Here is a 21,796-nt window from a genome sequence, read left to right as displayed (position 1 = left end):
ATGAGACCGGTAGTAGTAAAAGAAAAACAATTAAATGAGTCACAAATACATGCTGTAGAAGATGAAGTTAGACAAGCGAAAACGATGGATCGTGATATCGTAACACATGCGATGAAGCAATCCATTGCGAAATTGAATCCGAAAGTCATGATAAAGAATCCGATTATGTTCGTTGTGGAAATTGGATTTATCATTACGTTCATTTTATCTTTTCTTCCAAGTAGTTCTAGTAGTATACCAGGTTGGTTTAATATAACAGTTTCTCTCATTCTATTATTTACAGTTTTATTTGCGAATTTTGCAGAAGCATTAGCAGAAGGTCGTGGTAAAGCGCAAGCCGATTCTTTAAAGCAGTCGAAGAAAGATGTGTTTGCAAATGTTGTAAAAGAAAATGGAGACATTGTCCAAGTTTCAGCAACTGATCTTACAAAAGGTGACGTTGTTATCGTAAAACAAGGAGAAATGATTCCGAATGATGGCGAAGTAATCAAAGGATTAGCATCTGTAGATGAATCTGCAATTACAGGGGAATCAGCTCCTGTAATAAAAGAAGCGGGCGGCGATTTTTGTTCCGTAACAGGCGGGACGATGGTCGTAAGTGATGAGATTACAATTGTCATTACGAGTAATCCTGGTGAATCATTTATTGATAAAATGATTTCGTTAGTAGAAGGAGCTGCTCGTCAAAAAACGCCGAATGAGATTGCTTTAAATACAGTATTAACAAGTTTAACGCTTATTTTCTTAATCGTTGTTGTGACGTTGCCGATTTTTACAAACTATTTAGGATTTCAAATTGATACAGCTGTACTTGTAGCGTTGTTAGTTTGTTTAATTCCAACGACAATTGGTGGTTTATTATCAGCAATTGGTATTGCCGGGATGGACCGCGTGACAAAGTTCAATGTGTTAGCGATGTCGGGTAAAGCAGTAGAAGCTGCGGGTGATATTAATACAATCATTTTAGATAAAACAGGTACGATTACTTTCGGGAACCGAATGGCACATACATTGCTTCCTGTAGGAAATGAGACGATTGAGCAAGTAGGGAAATGGGCCGCGATTAGTTCAGTTTTAGATGAAACACCAGAAGGTCGATCAGTTATAGAATATGTAAAAACGAAAGCTATATCATATAATCGAGAAATTGCAGAGCAAGGTGATTTTGTTCCGTTCAAAGCAGAAACGAGAATGAGTGGTGTGGATTTACAGGACGGAACGAAAGTGAGAAAAGGTGCTGTAGGTAGCGTAATTGAATGGGTTAGGTCACAAGGTGGAACGATTCCGAAAGATGTAAATCAAAAAGCCGATTCCATTTCCAAAGAGGGCGGGACACCACTTGTAGTTGCAGTGAATAATCGTATTTACGGTTTAATTTATTTAAAGGATACAGTAAAGCCAGGTATGCGTGAGCGTTTTGAACAATTGCGCCAAATGGGGATTAAAACGGTTATGTGTACAGGTGATAACCCGTTAACAGCAGCAACGATTGCAAAAGAAGCAGGGGTAGATGAGTTTGTTGCTGAGTGTAAGCCAGAAGATAAAATTGCGGTTATTAAAGCAGAGCAAGATAAAGGGAAACTTGTAGCGATGACAGGTGATGGTACAAATGATGCGCCGGCATTAGCGCAGGCTGACGTTGGATTAGCGATGAATAGTGGTACGACAGCTGCGAAAGAAGCAGCGAATATGATTGATTTAGATTCGAACCCGACAAAAATTATTGAGGTTGTAGGGATTGGTAAGCAATTGTTAATGACGCGTGGTGCGTTAACGACGTTTAGTATTGCGAACGATATTGCAAAATATTTTGCAATCATTCCAGCGATGTTTACACTTGCGATTCCGCAAATGGAGGCATTAAACATTATGAAACTAACATCACCACTGTCAGCGATTTTATCAGCATTACTATTTAACGCTGTTATTATTCCATTACTCATTCCGTTAGCGATGAAAGGTATCGCATATAAACCAATGAGTTCGAATGCACTACTTGGCCGAAACCTACTTATTTATGGACTTGGCGGAGTGATTGTACCATTCATTGGAATTAAAGTAATTGATATAATTGTCGGCTTGTTTATATAAGGAAGAGGGGAAAAAGATGGAGAAGAAACAAAGTATACTATCAACAATTATCCGTATTACTTTTACATTTCTAGTGTTGTGTGGACTTGTATATCCGCTTATTGTTACTGGTATTGCACAAGCAGTGATGAAGGATAATGCGGATGGAAGTCTAATATATAATGATAAAAATGAAGTGATTGGTTCTAAATTAATTGGTCAAAACTTCACGGATCCACGTTATTTTCAAGGGCGTGTTTCTAGTATTGAATATAAGGCTGAAGCATCTGGTTCAAATAACTATGCACCATCTAATCCAGATTTAGAGAAACGAGTAGAGAAAAGTATTGAAGAGTGGAAGAAACAAAATCGGGCTGTTCCGGTAACAGAAGTGCCGATTGATCTAGTGACGAATTCAGGTTCAGGGCTAGATCCTGATATTAGTCCGCAGGCAGCTTCTGTGCAGGTGGATCGTATCTCTAAATTAACGAATATTCCGAAAGAAACGCTAAATCAGTTGATTAAAGATCAAACAGAAGGTGCTGCACTTGGCTTATTTGGAGAGAACCGCGTAAACGTTTTAAAGTTAAATTTAGAATTGCAGAAACTACTGAAATAGAAACAACGCTACCTCAATCTAACGGATTGAGGTAGCGTTGTTTCGAAAGAAAGGTTGTGAGTGTTTTGTATGCGGATGACTATAAACCAACTTTTCAAAGGCGAACACCAGAAGAGTATTTAGAATATATTCGTCAGCAAAACCGCGGGAAGTTAAAGTTATATGTAGGAGCGGCTCCAGGAGTAGGAAAAAGTTATAAAATGCTCTTTGATGCAAGAGAAATGAAAAAGGATGGTACGGATATTGTAATTGGTTTAATTGAAACGCACGGTAGAAAAGAGACGGAAGAAGCAATTGCTGATTTAGAAAAAGTTCCTTTAAAAGAAATAGAGTATAAAGGGAAAGTATTTTATGAACTCGATGTGGAAGGAATTATAAAACGTGCACCGCAAGTCGTTGTTGTGGATGAACTTGCGCATAGCAATATTCCTGGATCTAAAAATAAGAAACGTTATATGGATGTACAGGAATTGCTAGATGCCGGTATATCCGTCTTATCAGCTTTTAATATTCAACATTTAGAAAGTGTTCATGACATTGTTGCTCAAATTACGAATGTTAAAGTGCGAGAACGTATTCCAGATTTTATTTTACAAAAAGCAAATGAAATTCAGCTCGTTGATGCAACGCCGGAAGTATTAAGGAAGAGGTTAATAGATGGAAAGATATATAAGGAAGAAAAAATAGAGCAAAGCTTACAAAATTTCTTTACGCTTAATAATTTAGGGGCACTAAGAGAATTATCACTTCGGGAAGTGGCAGATGATATGGACGAGAAAATTAGCCAAACAGTAATAGAACCGATTGGTGTAAAAGAAAAAATTCTTGTTTGTGTACAATACAGTTCGACAGCGGAGAAATTAATACGACGGGGATGGCGCATGGCTGATCGGTTAAATGCTGAATTGTACGTATTAAACGTTGAGAGGGAAAATATAGATTCTATTTCAGCTGGGAAAAAGCAGACGATTGAAGAGTGGAAGTCGTTAACGAATCAATTTGATGCGAGTTTTGTTTTAGAAGAGGCAAAAGGAAGAAAGCCAGCGGATGTTATTATTGAAGTTGCGAAAAGACTACAAGTAACGCAAATTTTACTCGGACAATCAGCAAGAACAAGGTGGGAAGAAATTCGAAAAGGTTCAATTGTAAATGAAATTATGAGAGAAACGAAGTATATTGATATTCATATCGTTGCAGATCAAAGAGTTTAGAATAGAGACCATCTATAGGTCTCTATTTTGCTTTTTGTACAGCCTGAAAACGTAGCATTTTCATTGCGCATAAAATGATAAATAGAAATGTAATTGCACCTAGGAAGAAAATCCAAAAGTAATTTTGATTAAATACAAGAAATCCACCTACAAGTGGCCCTGTGCCCATACCGAGATAGCGTATGAAGTTATACATACCGATGGCTGTTGCGCGTTCTTGTACGAATTCCTCCGTTAATAAAGTAGTGTGAGTTGGCATAGAAAGTCCCATACTAAAACCGTATAAAGATGTAACGATAATGATGAATGAGATATTGATGCTATATGTGAAAGAGAATAAAGTGACACATATAATATTGAAGAAACTAGTGATGAATAAAGCTTGCTTTGTTGTGAGGCGTTTTTGCAAAAGCTTGTAGCAATAACTTCCTAGCATGATAGAAAGAGACATTGGTACAAACATAAGACCAATTGCATTTGCAGCTAAATGAAATAAATTTGCTAAAATGCTCGGTAAAAAAACGAGAAAGCAAAAGTAAATACAAAATTGAATGAAGCCAATAAGAGTAATAGAAAATCCAGTTTTATTTTTTAAGATAAGAGAGTAATTCTTTTGTTCTTTAGACCGCTTAATTACATTTGGCTTTGTTTCTGGAAGTAGTGAAATGTTTATAATTAATAAGATAATGCCAAGTGTAGATAAAAAGAGAAATACAGATAAGTGACCATGTATACTGCCAAGATAACCACCTATGAGTGGAGCCATTGCAGGTGCGAGAGCAAGTAACATTTGATACAGGCTCATCGCTTCTCCGCGTTCTTTTCCTTCAAATAAATCGCCGATAATCGTTGCTGAAACTACAGGTATAGCCGCTATTCCTATAGCTTGAACAGCTCTAAAAAAGAGAAATAAATAAATGTTTGTCGAAAAAGCACATCCGATTGAACCAATTGTACTAATGACTAAACTAGGGATAAGGACAGATTTTCTCCCTTTTGTATCAATTAAAGGTCCATATACGAGCTGCATAATTGCAAGAACGAATGTGAAAAGTGAAACTGTTACATTTACAAGATAAAGAGAAGTGTGAAAAGAATTTTGAATCATCGGTAAGATAGGTGTGTAAATATTTTGAGCGAAGGAACCGAGTAAGGCACTAATACAGACAACATATAAAATGAAAGTTAGTTTAGATTTTTTCATCTTGTTAACCTCCTTGTATTTTAGTTTCCTTGGAAACTAAATTTATTTTAAAATTATTTTCTCACTTGTAAAGATGAAAAAATAATTTTAAAATGGTATATAGTTAAATTGTTTCTTTGGAAACTTAGGAGGCGAACGGATTGAAGCATACAACGAAGCAAATGGAAATACTGTCGGACATTCGTACACTTTTGCATAAAAAAGAAGAACATTTAAAACGACAAAACGAGAAGTTTTTTTATGAGACAGGTGTAAGTAGTATGTCTTTATCTGAGTTACATGTAATCGAATGTATCGGAAAAAATGGTTTGATGAATGTAACGGCAATCACGATAGAAATGGGCATGACGAAGGGAGCGATCTCTAAAATTTGTACAAAGTTGTTTCAAAAGCAATTCGTTGAGAAGATGCAAATGTTAGATAATCAAAAAGAAATCTTCTTCCGCTTAACGGAAAGTGGGAATGAAATATATATAGCTCATGAAAAATTGCATAAGCAAGCTGAAGAAAAGTGGCTGTTACTTTTAGATGGTTATACGAAAGCAGAGCAAGACTTTATTCAAAGGTTTATAAAGGATGTCTCAGATCATTTGGAAATATAATTGGAAGAAAAAACTCCTTTTTCTCAAGTCTTTTGAATATAATTTCTGAAAGAACTCATATATAATAGAAAAAGATACTTAACATGGTGAATAATTAAAGAGTCAATATATATAGAGGAGAGAGTAACATGCTTGAAAATACGGGGTTAGTATTAGAAGGCGGCGGTATGCGTGGTGTATATACGGGCGGGATATTAGAATATTTTATGGAACAAGATTTATATTTTCCATATGTAATCGGTGTATCAGCTGGTGCTTGTCATGCAGCGTCGTATCTTTCCAGACAAAGAAATAGAAATAAAACAGTAAATATTGATTATGCATCACACCCGCAATATTTATCGTATAAAAACTTATGGAGAAAACGCCAATTATTTGATATGGAGTTCATTTTTCATGAGATTCCAGAAAAGCATGTACCGTTTGATTTTGAAACATACTTTAATAGTCCAGAGCGTTTCCTTGTAGGCACAACAGATTGTGAAACAGGACAGTCTGTTTATTTTGAAAAAGAGGGGACAAATGATGATGCACTAAATTTATTACAAGCATCTAGTTCATTACCTTTCATTGCACCTGTAGTAAATTACCGTGGTAAGCAGTTATTAGATGGAGGAATTTCTGATCCGATTCCAGTTCGTAAAGCGCAAGAAGATGGATTTAAAAAATCAGTCGTTATTTTAACGAGAAATCACGGTTACGCGAAGAAAAAATCAAAGTTTGGATGGATTGCAGCGAAAGCGTATAAAAAATATCCGAACCTTGTTAACACGATGCTGAAGCGTTATGAAGTGTATAATGAAACGCTTCACTACATTGAAAAAGAAGAGCAAGCGGGTAATTTATTTGTTATTCGCCCAGAAGTGCCGCTTCAAGTAGATCGTATGGAAAAAGATACAGCAAAACTACAAAATTTATACGAGCAAGGCTATGAAGATGCAAAGAGACAGTTTGCAGATTTACAGTCGTTTTTACAAAAATAATGATTAGGCTGCGGAGAAGAATTTCTCTGCAGTCTTTTTATATTGCTACTTATACGTTACTTTTTAAAAATGTATGAATGTTTAAGTGTTTAAAGAGTTTGTAAAACATCGAGGTTTCTTATTGAGGAGAATTTATTTGAAGGATATTATGATGATGTAGCGCTACTAAACTATTAAATTTATGAGGTGCTTGTTAATGAAAGGAAAAGTTTTTTCAATTACGACTTTAGTATTATTAGCAACATCAATCTCAACAAGTGCATTCTATCCAACTCTAAGCGGTCACAAAAGCGGTAACCTACTATCTTACAGAGCTCAAACTACTACGAATCAAAATGCATCTCGTTGTTCAGTAGCAATTTCTTTTATTAAATCAAATGGAAATAATTCATATATTGAAAGCGCTTCAGACAAATTAGGATCCCATGAATCTGGAAGAGCATTAAACGCAACTGTGAGTAATGGTGCATATAACGCCTTTGGTGCAAAAGGACTATACTCGGAGCACTATGCGAATGAGAATAATGACTATCAAGAAGATACACACAAAGGTACTTTTGATAGTAATGGTAACTTACGATTACAGTGGTAAAAAATATTAAACAGTTGTTTTTATAAATATTTGGATAAGGAGAAGGGGATGTTCATCATCTCCTTCTTATTTAAAAGGAGCACAGACATGTACCTAGCTTTTAAAAATATAAAAAGTAATAAACTGTTTTTCTTAATTCTTCTTATGTCATTTTTTATTTCTTTTCTTTCTATATCAGTAGCCGCGCTTTTAACAGAGTCTAAACGAAATTTTATAGCTGCCTTTCAAATTGGTTTTCCAGAAAAGAATCAAACGTTAACTGTTCCGATAGCGAATGAAACCGAATTGGAAACGATAATTCCCCTCATACAAGATACTTTTGTGAAAAGTGATATTTACGTAGAAAATTTAAAAGCATTGAATAGTTCAGGGGCAACAAAGATCATAGCTGTGAACTTAAAAGATGATTATTATTGGAAGCCATATATTTCTGAAGGACAATATTTTCATCGTGAAAATGTAAACGATATGGTTGTTGGCGATCAAACGAATGTAGAGGAGTTATATGAATTTGATGATACATATAAAAAAATAGGAACTATATCAAGAAAGGACAGTGACGTCGGTGGAGCAGGCATATACGTTCCACTTCAAAACTTACCTACTATATCTAAAAAAGGTATTATCGCGAGTAAACAATTACAATTAACAGTTGTTAATCCTACATCATCTATTCATAACGAAATAAAAAAGTTTATGGGTAGGAGTAAAGAAGTGCTTTCGGGAGATGTTCAAATACTGAATGAACGAAATCTTCAGGAACTAGATGTGACACATGTAGATCCAGCAAATAAGTATTACTATAAATTCATTCTTGTTGCAATTGTTTCTGGCATTTCTGCGGTTTTATTTTGGATTTATAAAAAAGAAAAAGAGATTTCATTAAAAAAAGCAGTAGGTGCTTCTAATATATCTATTTATTGCGAACTATATATTCAAATTTTGTTTATTTCTCTAGTAGCGATGTTCTTAGTTTTTATTACGTTAGAAATGTTTTCGGGAACAATTCATACTTATTTTCAGACATACTTAGTAAAACCGTTAACACTATATGTATTGATATGCAATGTTGTTTTTATAATTCTTCTTACAATTTGTGTTACTGTAATTCCAATCAAGCACATTATAAATATATATCCTGGAAAACATTTAAGAACGTAGGAGGTCTTCATGTTTTTTATATTTGATTCTATACGGTCTGTGAAAAAACGGTTGTTACCAAGTTTGATTATAGTAATTTCTTTAATTATTGCATTTTCTTCAGCAATAGAATTTGTTAGTAATCTTTCCGGATATCGAAAAATGATGACGATAGCAAATAATTTATCGACTCATAAAAATTTCTATGAACTTTATGCGACGCAAGATATAACATTGTTTAGCGAAGAAAAAGCGAAAAATGATTATCAACATTTCATGCAAGGGTTATCTAATACGATACCAATAACAAATAAAACAAATTATTTGTTCCGTAACTATTCACTTAGTTTAAAAGAAGAAAATGGAACGATAAAGACTCTTATTGTTGATAAAGATATTAATAAGTACTTTCATATACGAATTTCACAAGGAAGATATTTTGAGGAATTGGAATTTCATAAATCAGTATTTGATATTAGACCTGTTATATTAGGGGCTAATTATATAGGTAAGGTATCCATTGGTGATGTTATACCATCTGGAAAAATGAAGCTAAAAGTAATTGGCTTTTTAGAAAAAAATTCACCATTCACATATCCTCGAAGCGGTGAAATATCGGATAATCGTATTACATTATTAGATGACATGGCGATTTTACCAATTGGAACAGAAGAAATAGAGTTCTATAGTGCAGAACTTTTATACAATGGGTTAATTATAGAAACAAATGAGAAGATAAATATAAATGAATTTCAAAAGAAAGTATTAAAGGTAACAGAAGGTAAGGGTTATTCGTATTATGTTACAAATCCGAATAAATTGTTAGAAAATGAAAAACAAGGTATTGATAATATGTCATACCCCTTATTATTAAGCGGTACAGTCTTATTTTTTTCATTTCTATCTATCGTGTTAACATCAATGGCAGCACTTTATATGGAGTGTAAAAATATTTCTATTAAATCAGCGTTAGGTGCAAGCACTTTTCAAATATGTCTTCCATTTATTATTGAGTATATGTTGCTATTCGTTTTATCGATATGTTTAGGAATAATGTATTTTCAATGGGAGAATAGCGGAGTAATTGAAATTCAGAAAGGGTTAGAAAATAGTATAGTATCTTTCTTTGGAACGTTAAAAGTCTCTATAGAATCATTGGTTGTTATAGGTGCTTTATCAATTATAATGATCTTCATTATATATGCAATCATTTATTTCACTGTATTAAAAATAAAAAAATATATATGAAAGAGGTGTTATAGATGATTAGGCTTGAAAATGTAGCGAAGTGCTTTGGACATAGTAATTTTAGTGCTTTAAAAGATATTAATCTTACAATAGAACAAGGCGAAATGATAGCTATTATGGGCCCCTCTGGTTCAGGGAAATCTACTCTTCTTAACATTATTGGCTTAATTGATAGCCCCTCTACTGGAAAGTATTTTTTAGATGGAGTGGATACAAGTACATTAAAGGCAAACTATCATAAGTATAGAAATACGGAAGTGGGATTTGTGTTTCAGAACTTTTCGCTATTAGATGATTATACAGTTGTTGAAAATGTAATGCTTCCGCTTGTATATAGAAGAATTTCTCATAAGAAACGTATGCAAATTTCAAAAGAAATGCTGAAAATGGTAGGGATTGAGAGGCATATTAACAAATATCCTTACGAGTTATCAGGTGGAGAACAGCAAAGAACAGCAATAGCAAGGGCTTTAGCACAAGATACTAAAATTATCCTCGCTGATGAACCAACGGGTGCTCTTGATCAAGAAAACGGAAAGAAAATTATGAGCATCTTAAAAGAGATTCATAAACAAGGGAAAACGGTGCTAGTTGTAACACACGATCAAAAGGTAGCTGCATGCTGCCAGAGGACAATACGTTTGCTTGATGGATGTATGGTATAATATGGATAAAAGTATGTGAAGAGGTGATACATATGGAAAATGTATATAAAGGTCTTAGACATACTGGATTTGCTATGTTGCTTATTTTTAGTGGTGTATTTTTACTGCGCTGGTTCATTCATGATGAAATGCTACTAGATCAGCTTATTGGGTTGAGTGTAGGGATGGTAATGGTTATTTCGTCAGTGTTCATTCAAAAGTACAGTAAAGAATTACAAGTAAATGAGAAGTGTTAAAAGTAACAAAAGAAAAGTAGAGCATCTAATTTCGATGCTCTACTTTTCTTTTATAAATAAAAAATCCCTCTTTATGAGGGATTTTAATGTGGTAAGAAAATTAATTGATAAGCAAACAAAATTCCAAATACATACACAAGTGGGTGAACAGCACGGAATTTACCTTTTGCCACTTTCATAAGTGGGTATGAAATAAATCCAAGAGCGATACCTGTTGCGATACTTGATGTAAGTGGCATGCTTAAGATTACTAAGAATGCTGGGAATGCTTCATCAAATGCGTCCCAATCGATGTGGCGAACTGATCCCATCATAAGACTACCAACGATAATTAATGATGGTGCAGTAATAGCTGATACACCAGAAACGGCACTTACTAATGGTCCGAAGAATGCTGCTAGTGCGAATAAAACAGCTACTGTAACAGTTGTTAAACCAGTACGACCACCAGCTGCAACACCAGCAGATGATTCAATGTACGCTGTTGATGGTGTTGTTCCGAACATAGAACCGATTGTTGCTGAGAATGAGTCAGATAGAAGAGCTCGTCCAGCTTTTGGAAGCTTTCCATCTTTCATAAATCCACCTTGTTGAGCAACGCCAAGTAATGTACCTGTTGTATCGAATAATGTAACAAGGAAGAATGAGAATACAACGCCGTATAATCCGTAGTTAATTACGTCAGATACAGCAGTAATTGGATTTGAAACGATAATTCCTTCTGGTAATCCAGGCATTGATGTAACACCGTTTGAGAATGTTAATTGTCCTGTGAAGAAAGCGATAATACCAGTTAATAGCATACCGATAAATAGTGCGCCATTTACATTTAAAGACATAAGGATAATAGTAATTCCAAGTCCAGCTAATGCTAGTAGAACTGGAGCAGAGTGAAGATCACCAAGTCCAACTAAGTTTGCATCATTTTTTGTAACGATACCTGTTAAACGTAAACCGATAAAGGCGATAAATAGCCCGATACCAGCAGTAATTGCATGTTTTAAGTTTTCAGGAATTGCTTCCATTAATTTTGTACGGAAAGATGTAAATGATAGCAAAATTAAAATCATACCTGCTACGAATACAGCAGAGAATGCAATTGCGAAAGTCATGCCTTCATGAGCTTTTACAACAGAGTAAGAGAAGTAAGCATTTAATCCCATACCTGGCGCGATTGCGATTGGTAAGTTTGTAAAGATCGCCATAAATAATGTTCCGACAACAGCAGCGATAATTGTTGCTGTAAATGCTTGTTCAAATGGAACACCTGCATCCCCAAGGATGACTGGGTTTACGACAATGATATATGCCATTGTTAAGAAGGTAATAATACCTGCCATAATTTCAGTTTTAATAGAAGTTTTATGTTTTGAAAGGTTAAACATATAAACATCCTTTCTGTTTACGAATAATTTTCACAACAGTTATATATAATATTCGTTTTTTAACTATTTTGCAATAGTTTTGTATAAAAAGTTTACAACAATTCATATTTTATGTCTTAAATTCGAATATTAATCGTAACTTGATGTTTGAATTTCAGTTTTTATTATGCACATTATAAGAAAAAGGAGTTGAAAGAAGCTATGCCACAGCAAAAAAACTTTGTAACAATGCCAGCGCAACATCAAAATAAACAGCCTGGTATTGAATCATTAATGAATCCACTTCCGCAGTTTGAAGATTCGAATTATAAAGGTAGCGAAAAGTTAAAAGGAAAGAATGTATTAATTACAGGGGGAGATAGTGGGATTGGACGAGCTGTTTCCATCGCTTTTGCGAAAGAGGGAGCAAATATTGCGATTGCTTATTTAGATGAGGAAGAAGATGCAAATGAGACGAAACAACGTGTTGAAAAAGAAGGAGTAAAGTGTGTATTGTTGCCGGGTGATTTAAGTGATGAACAGCATTGTAAAGATATTGTAGAAGAGACCGTCCAGCAGCTAGGTAGTTTACAGGTTTTAGTAAATAATGTCGCGCAGCAATATCCGCAGCAAGGACTAGAGTATATTACAGCAGAACAGCTAGAAAAGACTTTTCGTATTAATATTTTTTCTTATTTTCACGTTGCGAAAGCCGCACTTTCTCATTTGAAGAAAGGAGATGTCATTATAAATACGGCATCTATCGTTGCATATGAAGGGAATGAAACGTTAATTGATTATTCCGCAACGAAAGGAGCAATCGTAGCGTTTACAAGATCACTTTCTCAATCATTAGTACAAAAAGGAATTCGTGTAAATGGTGTTGCGCCGGGACCGATTTGGACACCGCTTATTCCATCGAGCTTTGATGAGAAGAAAGTCTCTCAGTTTGGGAGCAATGTCCCGATGCAAAGGCCTGGTCAACCATATGAGTTAGCGCCGGCATATGTATATTTAGCGTCTGGTGATTCTTCTTATGTTACGGGACAAATGATACATGTAAATGGGGGCGTTATTGTAAATGGATAGTTTTCATTTATAAGAGCAAAGTAAAGCTAATTACAATTATTATGGTGAGCGCTAGGGGGGATATAGGTGAAAAGGGTATGTTTCGTTTTACTATTATTTTTCTTCCTACCGGTTAGTGCTTTTGCTGATACAGATCATTTAATATTAGTGAATCTTACCACAAACCAGTTGTCTTTTTTTGAGAATGGAAATTACACAAAAACATTTCCAGTAACGACTGGAAGAGATCGTACACCTACGCCTGAAGGTAATTTTTGTATTATAACTAAATTTAAAAATAAAGAATACCATCGAAAAAAAATAGCTGGGGGTGCACCGAATAACCCTCTTGGTACGAGATGGCTTGGGCTAGATAAGAATGAATATGCGATTCACGGGACAAATCGGGAATGGACGATTGGAAGTAGGGAATCAAATGGCTGTATTCGCATGCATGACAGGGATATACAATGGTTATATGACCGAGTACAATTACAAACAAAAGTAATCATTTCTCGTTTTCATACGAGCCCCGAATATGAAGCGAATAAGCTTGGTTATCGCGTTGTGAGCTGGAATGGACGAAAAATAGAAGAAGAACAAATTGGAGTACTTACGTTAGTAGACCGCGCAGATATATATTGGCAAGAACCAAATGGACAGTTAACGAAAGTGAAAACGGTATTGCCGAACGAAAGATATCCAGTGTACTCAAAGCGAAAAGATGGAATATATTATATAGGAAACAATTCGTATATTATAGATGAAACAGGAGAGAAAATTCGTTACGAGCAAATTCCTTCTTCGATCTTAAGTAATATATATAAACGGAAATACAATGTTCCGTAATGGCTACCGTATTACAGACGGTAGCTTATTTATACTTGGAGTTTAACTGCAACTATTGTATTTTGCTGAATATAATACAGTACAGATAGGGGGCGGTTATATTATGAAAAGTGAATTTGCGTTTAAAGTTTTCTTAGTAACGACCTGTTTATTTATCGTGTATTTATATGCGTTTCTCGTCTTTTCTTTTTATGTTCCATATGTTGATTTAATATTATTCTTCGGATTTATTTGGGCGTTTGTGAAAGCGAGGGAAGGAGAGAAGAGTATATATCGGCGCATTACCCTATGCGGGACGGCCGTTCTCGTTATTTTATATTTTTTTATTATGCATGATTTTTGGAGAGGGATGTAAAAAAGCATACGATGAATCGTATGCTTTTTATGTTTAATATTTAGGCTTAAATGTATGACAACAAGTCTCTACACTCGTTGCTACAGAACTTTCTAGCGTCTCGTTTGTTAAAACAGCAGCTGTATATGAATCATTTTCAGTTTGACCAGTTTCATCTGCATCAGGCTGAACGACGATCGCACTTGCTTGACAAAAGTTACCTTGTCCCCAAAAAGAACAGTTGGAAACAGAACATCTTACTTCTGGCATAAAACCCCCTCCTTATACATTAGTGTGGGATTTTACGCCCATTTCATGTGTAGAAGGAGTTTCCTTTTCTCGTTACTTTTTCGTTTGCTCAAGCCATTCTTTTAATTTGTCTTTTGGCTGTTCACCGCTAATACGGCTTACTTCTTTGCCATCTTTAAAATGAATGATTGTTGGTGTACCTTGAATTTTATATTCATCCCAAGGAGCATCTAATTTTTCAATATCCATAACTTTCATATCAACGTTCAAGTCTTTAGCCATCGGCACTACGACAGGAGATAATTTTTGGCAATGAACGCAAGATGTTTGATAAAAGTATACTGTTTCTTCTTTTTTCTCTTTTAAGTTCTTTTGAAGATCTGAAAGAGAGATTTTATTTGTGTAGTAGTCAGAACCGTTTGTCTTACTTTCAGTAGGATTATCAATTTTTTGGCTAGTAGCATTTTTTTCTTCCATTTGTGTTACTGCAAAAATTGCCACGAACAAGGCGATAATAATACCACCAAATATAAGCATTTTTTTCATTCTTTCATCTCCTTATTTGTTTTTGATGACAATAAAGCTACAAACAGCGATTGTAATAAAGCCGATAAGTGCTAAAAACGGGATTGTCACAAAGCCGAACCAGTTTATGTATTCTCCCGTACATGGTACACGTCCACAAGCTGCCCCAGCTGCTGAAAATGCTGCGACTTTTTGAATTGCATAGTGATATAAAGAAATACAAGCGCCAATAGTTGCGATTGGTAAAGAATAACTTGCGATGCGATAGTCTTTCTTTGCTACAGCAATACCAAGCCATAAAACGAATGGATACATAAAAATGCGTTGATACCAACAAAGGACACAAGGCTCAAATTTCATGATTTCGGAAAAGTACAGACTTCCTAGTGTAGCGATAAAAGAAGCTCCCCATGCGGTAAGTAAAGCATATTCTTGCTTTTTTTCTCGTCCCATATTTTATACCTCTCTTATAATAGTTACATACTAAATTATAGTATGAAGTGGTATAGAAAAGAAAGAAAAAATATGTTTATCAATAAAAGTTTTATAAGAGGAAACTTTTATTGGTATTAATATTTTAAAAAAGCGCCATTCTCCTAAAGAGAATAGCGCTATATTTTACATTTGAATTTGCTCTACTTCTTCTACATGCGACTTTTGGGATGCATGGTCAATATATTGAAATAGGAGCTGCAGTTGTTTATCAACTTCTGGTAGTTCTTTGCTGTATTGATAAGCGTGTAAAAAATGCTCAATACGCTTAGAAAATAATTGATCGTTCGTTTGAACCATGAGAACGAGTAATTTATCCCAATTACAGCAATACGTGTAATAGAGAGCTTTATCATATTCGTTATATGTTTGCACTGTGTACCCTCCTTACCGAGAGTTATATATAGTGTGTGATAAGTAAGGAGAAATACACTTGAAAGAATTTGTTAAGAAAAAAAGAGAATGAAAAGAAAAAACGAGGAATTCCCTCGTTTTTTAAGCTTTTGGCATTGGCGTAGGTGTTGGTTTGCCATAGCCTTCTTTGTATTTATTATCGATATAGTTACGAATTTCAAGCGTTGATTTTCCTTTTTGTTTCATGGAAGCAGATTCAACTGCGATTTCTAGGCAATTGACGCAAGTCGTTGCGTGGGAATCCCAAACAACTTCACCATTCTTTTTAATTTCACGAATAAAGCAGTTTTTATTATTTTTATGTCCTACACTTTCACCGCAACCACAATAGCATGGAATCCAATCTAATAGCTCTGCATTTTGCCCAGCGACGGTGTAAATATCTTTCATTTGTGGATCAAGCTTATCTAGGAAGGTCGGAAGTTTGTCGACTCCTTTTGTTTTCTCTTGAATGTCAGCTTGTTGAGTGTGGGATGCATGGTCATGTTCTTCTTTTTTTGATTCAGAAGATTTTTGGTCATTTGTACCAGTACTTCCGCATCCAGCAAGAATTAAGCTTAGTACTGCAAGTAAAGAAAATACATACTTTTTCATTCGCTTGTCCCCTTTACAAATGTATTAATCAAATTGTATCAGAGATTATGGAGTGTCGGGTGAAGATTTTTTCGACTGATTTTTGAAACGCCATCTTAGCGAATGAAATAGAAATAAAATTGGGATATAAGCGTATACAATATATAAACCCGCTTGAGATAGTACGGTATTTAATGTATTGATACTTTCACGGTTTGTGAAAAGCAGAGAAGCTGAAAATATGATGAAAATAAAAAACGGTAATGTAAATTTAAATGAAATATGAAAGGAACGCTTCATCGTTTGACATGATGACCAAATGGTTAAGCAAAGGTTTGGTAAAATAATTAAAAACCAAACGAAAATAATAATATATTCAAAACGCTGAATAAAAGGAACTTTAATTATTTTTAACATTGTTAAAGTAGGCCAAATAGTACGGTTTAATTGACCCTCACTATAATACATAAAGGATACGATAGCTAAAACTACATAAATTAAGGTGCTAAAAGCAATTCCAGCATGGGCCCATCGTTTTAAAGATTTTCCTTTTTCAATAAAGGGATAAAAGATAAGAATTGTTTCAAACCCCAGAAATTCCAATGCGGAGTGCTTTGCAGATATAAGCATGTCAAAAGGTGAATGCGTAAAAATAGGTAAAATATTACGGAAATGTGCATACTTCATTGGATAAATTAAAAAAAATATCACGAAAATAGGAAGCACAATACCCCAAAAGCATATCCCTGTCACAGAGCGGAAGCCGCCTTTTATAATGTAGTAAGTGACTAATAAAAACATAAGGGTAAGTTTCCATAACTTAATGGTAGGGAAAATCCAAACTTGTATCACTTCCATATATGTACGAAGAACAGTAAGGCAAAATAATAAGCAATAAAGAGTGAAAATTACAGAAAATATAGAGCCAATCCATTTTCCAAAGGTTGTTGTATGAATGCTAATTAAATCTCCGTCTTTTTCAAGCATTTTTAACATACAAACCAGTACAATATGAGTTGCAATTCCCGCAATAATAAGAGAAATCCAGGCATCATAACCAGCGTTTTTTAAAATTACACGTTGATATCCGAGAATTCCTATACCAATCTGGAGAGAATGCAATAAAATAAATGCAAAATATGGAGAGACAGTTTTTGATGTATTCATTGTATTCATTGCTCATTTCACCTCACTATTCACCGATTCCAGATTGTACAATATTAAGATCTAAATTTATATCTACTGCTACATTTTTATACATATTTCGAATTTGTTTTATATTCCATTTTCTCGTATGGCTTCTAATTTCATCTCGTATTCCTAAAGGATCAATTTCCTTTTCTTGAAATTGTTTTATTAAATCTTCGCAGTCTTTTTCAACATTTCGTTCAATTTGTTTTCTTATATAGTTGATATTTGTTTTTTTTCTTAAATCAATCCAATTGGGGGAGTTTTTAATTAATCCATTTAATTTTAAATGGATTTTTACTTTTGGTATGTCGCCAGTTTGATCTATATCATACTTGTTTTCTCCAGCTAAGTTTTGTATAACAACCATACCTTTATGCTTATCTTTTTTTATTGCTGCTTCGTAACGTCCATTTTTCGTAGGATTAATAAGTAATTTTGCTAAAACAGAATGTCTTTTATCTGTATACATGACTACTTTATCGCCTTTTAAAAAGGCAAGTCCTTTGACAGCGATAGAATGATTATCGTCCATTTTAATATAAGGAACATAGGCATCACATACAGAAGAGTAATAATTATATAAAAAAATGTTTAATGTGGTTTGTGGAATGTTCTCATTTCGTATATTTTGCTCGAGTAAATCGGCAATATATAAAGAACCATTTTTTTTTCCGTAATTTAAAAGCTCTTCAGCCGATCCATCTACAATTGCTAGTTGTACATCACGCCCGATATTTGGGTCACGTTGTAAGTTAGTAATAATTTCTCCCATTCCGCGTTCTCCTAGCGTTTTTCCAAATAGGACGACACGCATTTGACCTACAACGCCATTGTGAGGAGATTTCGCATTTAATCGTGAAGCGATTGTTTCAAGGGAACGAGCAGATGTTGATTGCGTCTCTGGCTTAGACTTTACACCATGTGTGTATTCAGGGAATAAGATAGTTCCTTGGAATCTTTTGTTTTTTGTGATGTCAAATCCAGCAATATGAATAATACGCTGTGTATCCACTATATAGGTTTGTGTACAGCCAGTTTGTAAAATGAAGAAGATAATGATAAGGTGCAATAAAATTTTTTTCATTCATTCTCACCATCACGTTTTTGCTTCGCTTTGTTTGGATTATAGCGCCATTTTGATTTTGGTCTAAGAAAAGAAGGTCTTTGAGCCGTTTGACTAAATGGTAATCGAAGAAAACCTTCTGCTGTACCTAAACCACGAAATGGATATAAAGGTAATAAATAAGGTGATCCAAGTGATTTTAATTTAATTAAATGAGCTAAAATGAATACAAATCCGACAATAAGGCCTAATCCTCCGAATGCACCGGCTAAAAGAATAAGTGGAAAGCGTAATAACCGGATAGTAGAAGACATCTTTACGGTTGGTGTTGTGAAAGATGCAAGAGCGGATAAAGCGACTGCAATTAATAAAATTGTACTTGTCAAAGCCGCCTCCACGGATGCTTGGCCAATTACAATCCCCCCAACAATCCCAATCGTTTGTCCGACTTTCGTTGGTAAACGTGCTCCTGCTTCACGAAGCAATTCGATTGTAATTTCTAAAAAGAGTGCTTCTAGAATAGGAGGGAAAGGTACGTTAGCTCTCGAGAAAATAATAGGACCTAGTAAATCGGCAGGAATCATTTGATAATGATATGTTAAAGCCGCTGTATAAATAGCGGAGGAAAAAAGAGAAAATATAGCCCCAAAAAAACGAATAATACGAAAGAACGATCCAATCATCCACGGTAAATAATAATCTTCTGGTGAAATGAAAAAATCCAGTAACGTTGTTGGTCCTGATAAAGCATATGGAGAGCCATCTGTTAAAATCAAAACTTCCCCGTTAATTAACGCAAATACAGCTCGATCTAATCGTTCTGTAGGTAATAGAACAGGAAAAGGTGAATTGCTATTATCACTAATAAATTGCTCAATCATAGTTGAATCAAATGGGACATCAAAGTCAATGTCTTCTAGCCGTTGTATTGCGGTGTTGATAAATTGTTCATTTGTAACTCCTTCTATATAAGCAACTGCTACTTTCGTTTTTGATATAGATCCGACGATAACTTCTTTAAAAATGAGTTGCTCCGTTACAATATTTCGGCGTAATAAGTGTATATTTGTATCAAGGTTTTCAACAAAACCGATTTTAGGCCCGATTACGCTATACTCATTTTCTGTATCGTTATATAATCGTGTTCCTAAAACAGTACTTTCAGCACGAATTAAAGCATATTGATCGGGATTCGAATTGTTTTTTAAGCGTATTAAAATATATCCACCTAATAATTTCTCACGAATATCATCAATAGAAGGGGAGGTAATAATATCTTCAATAGAGACGATATTACATAAATCAGAGATATTTTGAATTTGTTCCGATTCTTTTTTTAGAGGAGTTAAAATAAATTGTTTAATAATAAGTGCTTCCACGACAGATTTATAATAAAACAAGCATAACGTTGCATCTTCAAGTACGTTATAAGAAACAAAATCGCTTGATTCTTTCATGGTTTGTATAAATTCTGGGATAGAACAAAGTGTTTTTGTATTAGTCTTTTTTGATTTCTTAGATGATAAACCGAACATTTTCTCACCCCTAACTTACATCATTTACTTGTGTTAGTTTTTGGGAAAGACGGGAATTTATACTTAAAAATTGAAAGTTCATAAAGAAAAGGAAGAGTGGTGAATGGCTCTTCCTTTTTAGCATTTTAATTTGTTTTTTGTTCTTTAATAGACTTCACTAATTTCATCATTTCCGCTCGTATATCTTCTCTTTTTACATTTAATTTTTCGGCAATTTGTTTAATGTCCATTCCATCTTTTTTCATTTTTAATACATCATCAAGAGGGGTATTGCTTTTTTGAGAGATGATTGTTAACACAGTAAGATGACGCAATTTGATGTTATATTCTTTCATTTTTTGCTTTAGCTGATCCGGTGTGGATTTTTGCATAGTTGCTAACTGTTGTAGCAGTGCTTGCTTTGTTTCTTTATTCAGATGATGCTTTTTCAGCTTACTTGGATCTACACCGAAATGCTCGGCTGTTTTCTCCCAAGATTTATTTTGCTTATAGTAAGATAAAACATCTTTTATTTCTTGTTTACTGATTCTTGCAATGTGAGCAGCTCTCCAAATTTCATGTTTGTTATAGCCAAGTTTTTCTAGCGATTGCATTTCTTCTTCTGAAATTGGTTTATGATGATGCATTGTTACTTCTTTTGGCGTGGCAGCGGACGTAGGGAAGGTGGATATCCCGCATAATAATGCTGCCATAGTCATACTTACTGCGATTTTTTTGTACATGTAAACTCCTCCTAGATGGATAATGTAGAAAACTGTACACATATCATTTCCATAAAATGTGAAATACTTGTGAACAAGTTAAGTTTTTTTATTCACAGTATGAAATGACGTTTTTAGAAGTTTTCCAACATAAAACATTGATTAATAGTAAAAAACTAAGGTATAATCGAAATTGAAAATCAATATCAATGCCAACAATAAACTTATACATATAGATAAAAATAAGGGAGAGATAAATATGACTACATATACTTCCATCGCTAATGTGATTAAAGAAAGGCGCTCTGTTCGTACATTTACAGACAAAGCGGTAGATAAAGAGTTATTAATTGAACTATTAAACGACGCAACGTGGGCACCGAATCATAAATATCGTGAACCATGGAATTGTAAATTATACATTGGAGAAGGCCGCAAGAAATTAGTAGATGCAGTATTAAACTCTTTCACAGAAGAAGAAAGAGCAAAGCGCGGTAAAATTTTATCAGATCGTTTCTTAAGCACGCCTGCACAAATCGTTGTATATATAAATGAAGATCCGCGTCAAATTCAGCGTGACGAAGATTACGCTGCAACATGTGCATTTATGCAAAACTTCCAGCTTCTTGCTTGGGAACGCGGATTAGGTTGCGTTTGGAAATCAGGCGGATTGAACTACAATCCATTATTTATAGAAGGAATCGGTTTAACAAGAGGACAACGTATCGTTGGAATTCTTCATATCGGCTATTTCGATAAAGCGCCAGAAGGAAAAGCTCGTACTCCGATTACGGAGAAGATGGAGATTATTGAAGGTTAATAGATGAGACATTCTCGTTTTTGCGGGGGTGTCTTTTTATTATGCAAT

24 protein-coding genes and 1 pseudogene are annotated in these 21,796 nt (G+C 34.5%); 14 read left to right on the top strand and 11 right to left on the bottom strand.

What is annotated here, in order from left to right; translation table 11 throughout:
• Genes kdpB through kdpDN form a run of 3 tightly spaced genes read left to right on the top strand, consistent with a single transcriptional unit; the run spans position 1 to position 3,900 of the window.
• The gene (kdpB, locus tag CN409_RS20015) at positions 1 to 2,091 is read left to right on the top strand and encodes a potassium-transporting ATPase subunit KdpB (RefSeq protein ID WP_141527717.1); all 2,091 of its coding nucleotides are present in this window, start codon (positions 1 to 3) and stop codon (positions 2,089 to 2,091) included.
• Between the two features lie 16 nt (positions 2,092 to 2,107).
• On the top strand, positions 2,108 to 2,689 hold the full coding sequence (gene kdpC, locus CN409_RS20010) for a K(+)-transporting ATPase subunit C (RefSeq protein ID WP_000412615.1): 582 nt from the start codon (positions 2,108 to 2,110) through the stop codon (positions 2,687 to 2,689).
• Positions 2,690 to 2,745: 56 nt separating this feature from the next.
• Positions 2,746 to 3,900: a KdpD-like non-kinase potassium sensor gene (gene kdpDN / locus CN409_RS20005; RefSeq protein WP_074790778.1), complete on the top strand. Its 1,155-nt coding sequence runs from the start codon at positions 2,746 to 2,748 to the stop codon at positions 3,898 to 3,900.
• Positions 3,901 to 3,922: 22 nt separating this feature from the next.
• On the opposite strand, the gene CN409_RS20000 is transcribed toward kdpDN, so the two are convergent.
• Positions 3,923 to 5,104: an MFS transporter gene (locus CN409_RS20000; RefSeq protein WP_097980895.1), complete on the bottom strand. Its 1,182-nt coding sequence runs from the start codon at positions 5,102 to 5,104 to the stop codon at positions 3,923 to 3,925.
• Positions 5,105 to 5,244: 140 nt separating this feature from the next.
• Between CN409_RS20000 and CN409_RS19995 the strand changes: the two genes are divergently transcribed.
• The 7 genes and pseudogenes from CN409_RS19995 to CN409_RS19965 all read left to right on the top strand — a co-directional run bounded on the left by CN409_RS19995 (position 5,245) and on the right by CN409_RS19965 (position 10,570).
• Positions 5,245 to 5,706: a MarR family transcriptional regulator gene (locus CN409_RS19995; RefSeq protein ID WP_000683325.1), complete on the top strand. Its 462-nt coding sequence runs from the start codon at positions 5,245 to 5,247 to the stop codon at positions 5,704 to 5,706.
• A 128-nt stretch (positions 5,707 to 5,834) separates the two neighbouring features.
• Positions 5,835 to 6,689 (top strand): patatin-like phospholipase family protein, encoded by an 855-nt coding sequence (locus CN409_RS19990; RefSeq protein WP_044783321.1) that lies wholly within the window; start codon positions 5,835 to 5,837, stop codon positions 6,687 to 6,689.
• A gap of 196 nt (positions 6,690 to 6,885) precedes the next feature.
• Complete coding sequence (locus CN409_RS19985) at positions 6,886 to 7,281, top strand: hypothetical protein (protein ID WP_000676983.1); 396 nt, start codon at positions 6,886 to 6,888, stop codon at positions 7,279 to 7,281.
• 87 nt (positions 7,282 to 7,368) lie between these two features.
• A complete protein-coding gene (locus CN409_RS19980) occupies positions 7,369 to 8,442 on the top strand; it encodes an ABC transporter permease (RefSeq protein WP_097980894.1) in 1,074 nt (357 codons plus the stop codon).
• 9 nt (positions 8,443 to 8,451) lie between these two features.
• Positions 8,452 to 9,683, top strand: a pseudogene (locus CN409_RS19975) (ABC transporter permease family protein).
• Positions 9,684 to 10,334: an ABC transporter ATP-binding protein gene (locus CN409_RS19970; RefSeq protein WP_000620150.1), complete on the top strand. Its 651-nt coding sequence runs from the start codon at positions 9,684 to 9,686 to the stop codon at positions 10,332 to 10,334.
• Positions 10,335 to 10,366: 32 nt separating this feature from the next.
• The gene (locus tag CN409_RS19965; protein WP_044783318.1) at positions 10,367 to 10,570 is read left to right on the top strand and encodes a hypothetical protein; all 204 of its coding nucleotides are present in this window, start codon (positions 10,367 to 10,369) and stop codon (positions 10,568 to 10,570) included.
• Positions 10,571 to 10,653: 83 nt separating this feature from the next.
• Here CN409_RS19965 and CN409_RS19960 read toward each other — a convergent pair whose 3' ends face one another.
• Positions 10,654 to 11,955: an NCS2 family permease gene (locus CN409_RS19960; protein ID WP_000482710.1), complete on the bottom strand. Its 1,302-nt coding sequence runs from the start codon at positions 11,953 to 11,955 to the stop codon at positions 10,654 to 10,656.
• Positions 11,956 to 12,156: 201 nt separating this feature from the next.
• On the opposite strand from CN409_RS19960, the gene CN409_RS19955 reads away from it, so the two are divergent.
• The 3 genes from CN409_RS19955 to CN409_RS19945 all read left to right on the top strand — a co-directional run bounded on the left by CN409_RS19955 (position 12,157) and on the right by CN409_RS19945 (position 14,206).
• A complete protein-coding gene (locus tag CN409_RS19955) occupies positions 12,157 to 13,023 on the top strand; it encodes an SDR family oxidoreductase (protein ID WP_001136290.1) in 867 nt (288 codons plus the stop codon).
• A 66-nt stretch (positions 13,024 to 13,089) separates the two neighbouring features.
• Positions 13,090 to 13,851, top strand: coding sequence for a L,D-transpeptidase (locus tag CN409_RS19950; protein WP_000831959.1), 762 nt, complete (start codon positions 13,090 to 13,092; stop codon positions 13,849 to 13,851).
• 103 nt (positions 13,852 to 13,954) lie between these two features.
• Positions 13,955 to 14,206 carry a hypothetical protein gene (locus CN409_RS19945; RefSeq protein ID WP_000834195.1) on the top strand — a complete coding sequence of 84 codons (252 nt, stop codon included), beginning with the start codon at positions 13,955 to 13,957 and terminating at the stop codon, positions 14,204 to 14,206.
• A 33-nt stretch (positions 14,207 to 14,239) separates the two neighbouring features.
• On the opposite strand, the gene CN409_RS19940 is transcribed toward CN409_RS19945, so the two are convergent.
• The 9 genes from CN409_RS19940 to CN409_RS19900 form a co-directional block, all read right to left on the bottom strand.
• Entirely contained in the window at positions 14,240 to 14,455 is a 216-nt protein-coding gene (locus CN409_RS19940) for a DUF1540 domain-containing protein (protein WP_001115488.1), read from the bottom strand.
• A 72-nt stretch (positions 14,456 to 14,527) separates the two neighbouring features.
• Entirely contained in the window at positions 14,528 to 14,980 is a 453-nt protein-coding gene (locus CN409_RS19935) for a thioredoxin family protein (protein WP_000738451.1), read from the bottom strand.
• A gap of 12 nt (positions 14,981 to 14,992) precedes the next feature.
• On the bottom strand, positions 14,993 to 15,412 hold the full coding sequence (locus tag CN409_RS19930; protein WP_000532265.1) for a disulfide formation protein C: 420 nt from the start codon (positions 15,410 to 15,412) through the stop codon (positions 14,993 to 14,995).
• A 165-nt stretch (positions 15,413 to 15,577) separates the two neighbouring features.
• Positions 15,578 to 15,826, bottom strand: coding sequence for a YhdB family protein (locus tag CN409_RS19925; RefSeq protein ID WP_086390988.1), 249 nt, complete (start codon positions 15,824 to 15,826; stop codon positions 15,578 to 15,580).
• A gap of 120 nt (positions 15,827 to 15,946) precedes the next feature.
• On the bottom strand, positions 15,947 to 16,459 hold the full coding sequence (locus CN409_RS19920) for a PCYCGC domain-containing protein (protein ID WP_097980893.1): 513 nt from the start codon (positions 16,457 to 16,459) through the stop codon (positions 15,947 to 15,949).
• A 45-nt stretch (positions 16,460 to 16,504) separates the two neighbouring features.
• The gene (locus CN409_RS19915) at positions 16,505 to 17,614 is read right to left on the bottom strand and encodes a GerAB/ArcD/ProY family transporter (protein ID WP_001095145.1); all 1,110 of its coding nucleotides are present in this window, start codon (positions 17,612 to 17,614) and stop codon (positions 16,505 to 16,507) included.
• Positions 17,615 to 17,630: 16 nt separating this feature from the next.
• Complete coding sequence (locus CN409_RS19910) at positions 17,631 to 18,713, bottom strand: Ger(x)C family spore germination protein (protein WP_097980892.1); 1,083 nt, start codon at positions 18,711 to 18,713, stop codon at positions 17,631 to 17,633.
• Positions 18,710 to 20,227: a spore germination protein gene (locus CN409_RS19905; protein WP_086390989.1), complete on the bottom strand. Its 1,518-nt coding sequence runs from the start codon at positions 20,225 to 20,227 to the stop codon at positions 18,710 to 18,712. Before CN409_RS19905 ends, CN409_RS19910 begins: the two co-directional genes overlap by 4 nt.
• Positions 20,228 to 20,352: 125 nt before the next feature.
• On the bottom strand, positions 20,353 to 20,949 hold the full coding sequence (locus CN409_RS19900) for a hypothetical protein (RefSeq protein WP_140161824.1): 597 nt from the start codon (positions 20,947 to 20,949) through the stop codon (positions 20,353 to 20,355).
• A 238-nt stretch (positions 20,950 to 21,187) separates the two neighbouring features.
• Here CN409_RS19900 and CN409_RS19895 point away from each other — a divergent pair, with 238 nt between their 5' ends.
• A complete protein-coding gene (locus CN409_RS19895; protein WP_000214814.1) occupies positions 21,188 to 21,748 on the top strand; it encodes a nitroreductase family protein in 561 nt (186 codons plus the stop codon).
• The last annotated feature ends 48 nt before the right edge of the window (positions 21,749 to 21,796 follow it).

Origin of the sequence: Bacillus sp. AFS012607 (genome assembly GCF_002558005.1) — a bacterium.
Classification (GTDB): Bacteria; Bacillota; Bacilli; order Bacillales; family Bacillaceae_G; genus Bacillus_A; species Bacillus_A thuringiensis_S.
This window is presented reverse-complemented; position numbering and strand designations above follow the sequence as displayed.

What these genes read in the sequence shown, in the direction of transcription:
- kdpB (WP_141527717.1), top strand. Translation starts at nt 1, where the DNA reads ATGAGACCGGTAGTAGTAAAAGAAAAACAATTAAATGAGTCACAAATA.
- kdpC (WP_000412615.1), top strand. Translation starts at nt 2,108, where the DNA reads ATGGAGAAGAAACAAAGTATACTATCAACAATTATCCGTATTACTTTT.
- CN409_RS20000 (WP_097980895.1), bottom strand. Translation starts at nt 5,104, where the DNA reads ATGAAAAAATCTAAACTAACTTTCATTTTATATGTTGTCTGTATTAGT.
- CN409_RS19990 (WP_044783321.1), top strand. Translation starts at nt 5,835, where the DNA reads ATGCTTGAAAATACGGGGTTAGTATTAGAAGGCGGCGGTATGCGTGGT.
- CN409_RS19985 (WP_000676983.1), top strand. Translation starts at nt 6,886, where the DNA reads ATGAAAGGAAAAGTTTTTTCAATTACGACTTTAGTATTATTAGCAACA.
- CN409_RS19980 (WP_097980894.1), top strand. Translation starts at nt 7,369, where the DNA reads ATGTACCTAGCTTTTAAAAATATAAAAAGTAATAAACTGTTTTTCTTA.
- CN409_RS19970 (WP_000620150.1), top strand. Translation starts at nt 9,684, where the DNA reads ATGATTAGGCTTGAAAATGTAGCGAAGTGCTTTGGACATAGTAATTTT.
- CN409_RS19965 (WP_044783318.1), top strand. Translation starts at nt 10,367, where the DNA reads ATGGAAAATGTATATAAAGGTCTTAGACATACTGGATTTGCTATGTTG.
- CN409_RS19960 (WP_000482710.1), bottom strand. Translation starts at nt 11,955, where the DNA reads ATGTTTAACCTTTCAAAACATAAAACTTCTATTAAAACTGAAATTATG.
- CN409_RS19955 (WP_001136290.1), top strand. Translation starts at nt 12,157, where the DNA reads ATGCCACAGCAAAAAAACTTTGTAACAATGCCAGCGCAACATCAAAAT.
- CN409_RS19945 (WP_000834195.1), top strand. Translation starts at nt 13,955, where the DNA reads ATGAAAAGTGAATTTGCGTTTAAAGTTTTCTTAGTAACGACCTGTTTA.
- CN409_RS19940 (WP_001115488.1), bottom strand. Translation starts at nt 14,455, where the DNA reads ATGCCAGAAGTAAGATGTTCTGTTTCCAACTGTTCTTTTTGGGGACAA.
- CN409_RS19935 (WP_000738451.1), bottom strand. Translation starts at nt 14,980, where the DNA reads ATGAAAAAAATGCTTATATTTGGTGGTATTATTATCGCCTTGTTCGTG.
- CN409_RS19930 (WP_000532265.1), bottom strand. Translation starts at nt 15,412, where the DNA reads ATGGGACGAGAAAAAAAGCAAGAATATGCTTTACTTACCGCATGGGGA.
- CN409_RS19920 (WP_097980893.1), bottom strand. Translation starts at nt 16,459, where the DNA reads ATGAAAAAGTATGTATTTTCTTTACTTGCAGTACTAAGCTTAATTCTT.
- CN409_RS19915 (WP_001095145.1), bottom strand. Translation starts at nt 17,614, where the DNA reads ATGAATACAATGAATACATCAAAAACTGTCTCTCCATATTTTGCATTT.
- CN409_RS19910 (WP_097980892.1), bottom strand. Translation starts at nt 18,713, where the DNA reads ATGAAAAAAATTTTATTGCACCTTATCATTATCTTCTTCATTTTACAA.
- CN409_RS19905 (WP_086390989.1), bottom strand. Translation starts at nt 20,227, where the DNA reads ATGTTCGGTTTATCATCTAAGAAATCAAAAAAGACTAATACAAAAACA.
- CN409_RS19900 (WP_140161824.1), bottom strand. Translation starts at nt 20,949, where the DNA reads ATGTACAAAAAAATCGCAGTAAGTATGACTATGGCAGCATTATTATGC.
- CN409_RS19895 (WP_000214814.1), top strand. Translation starts at nt 21,188, where the DNA reads ATGACTACATATACTTCCATCGCTAATGTGATTAAAGAAAGGCGCTCT.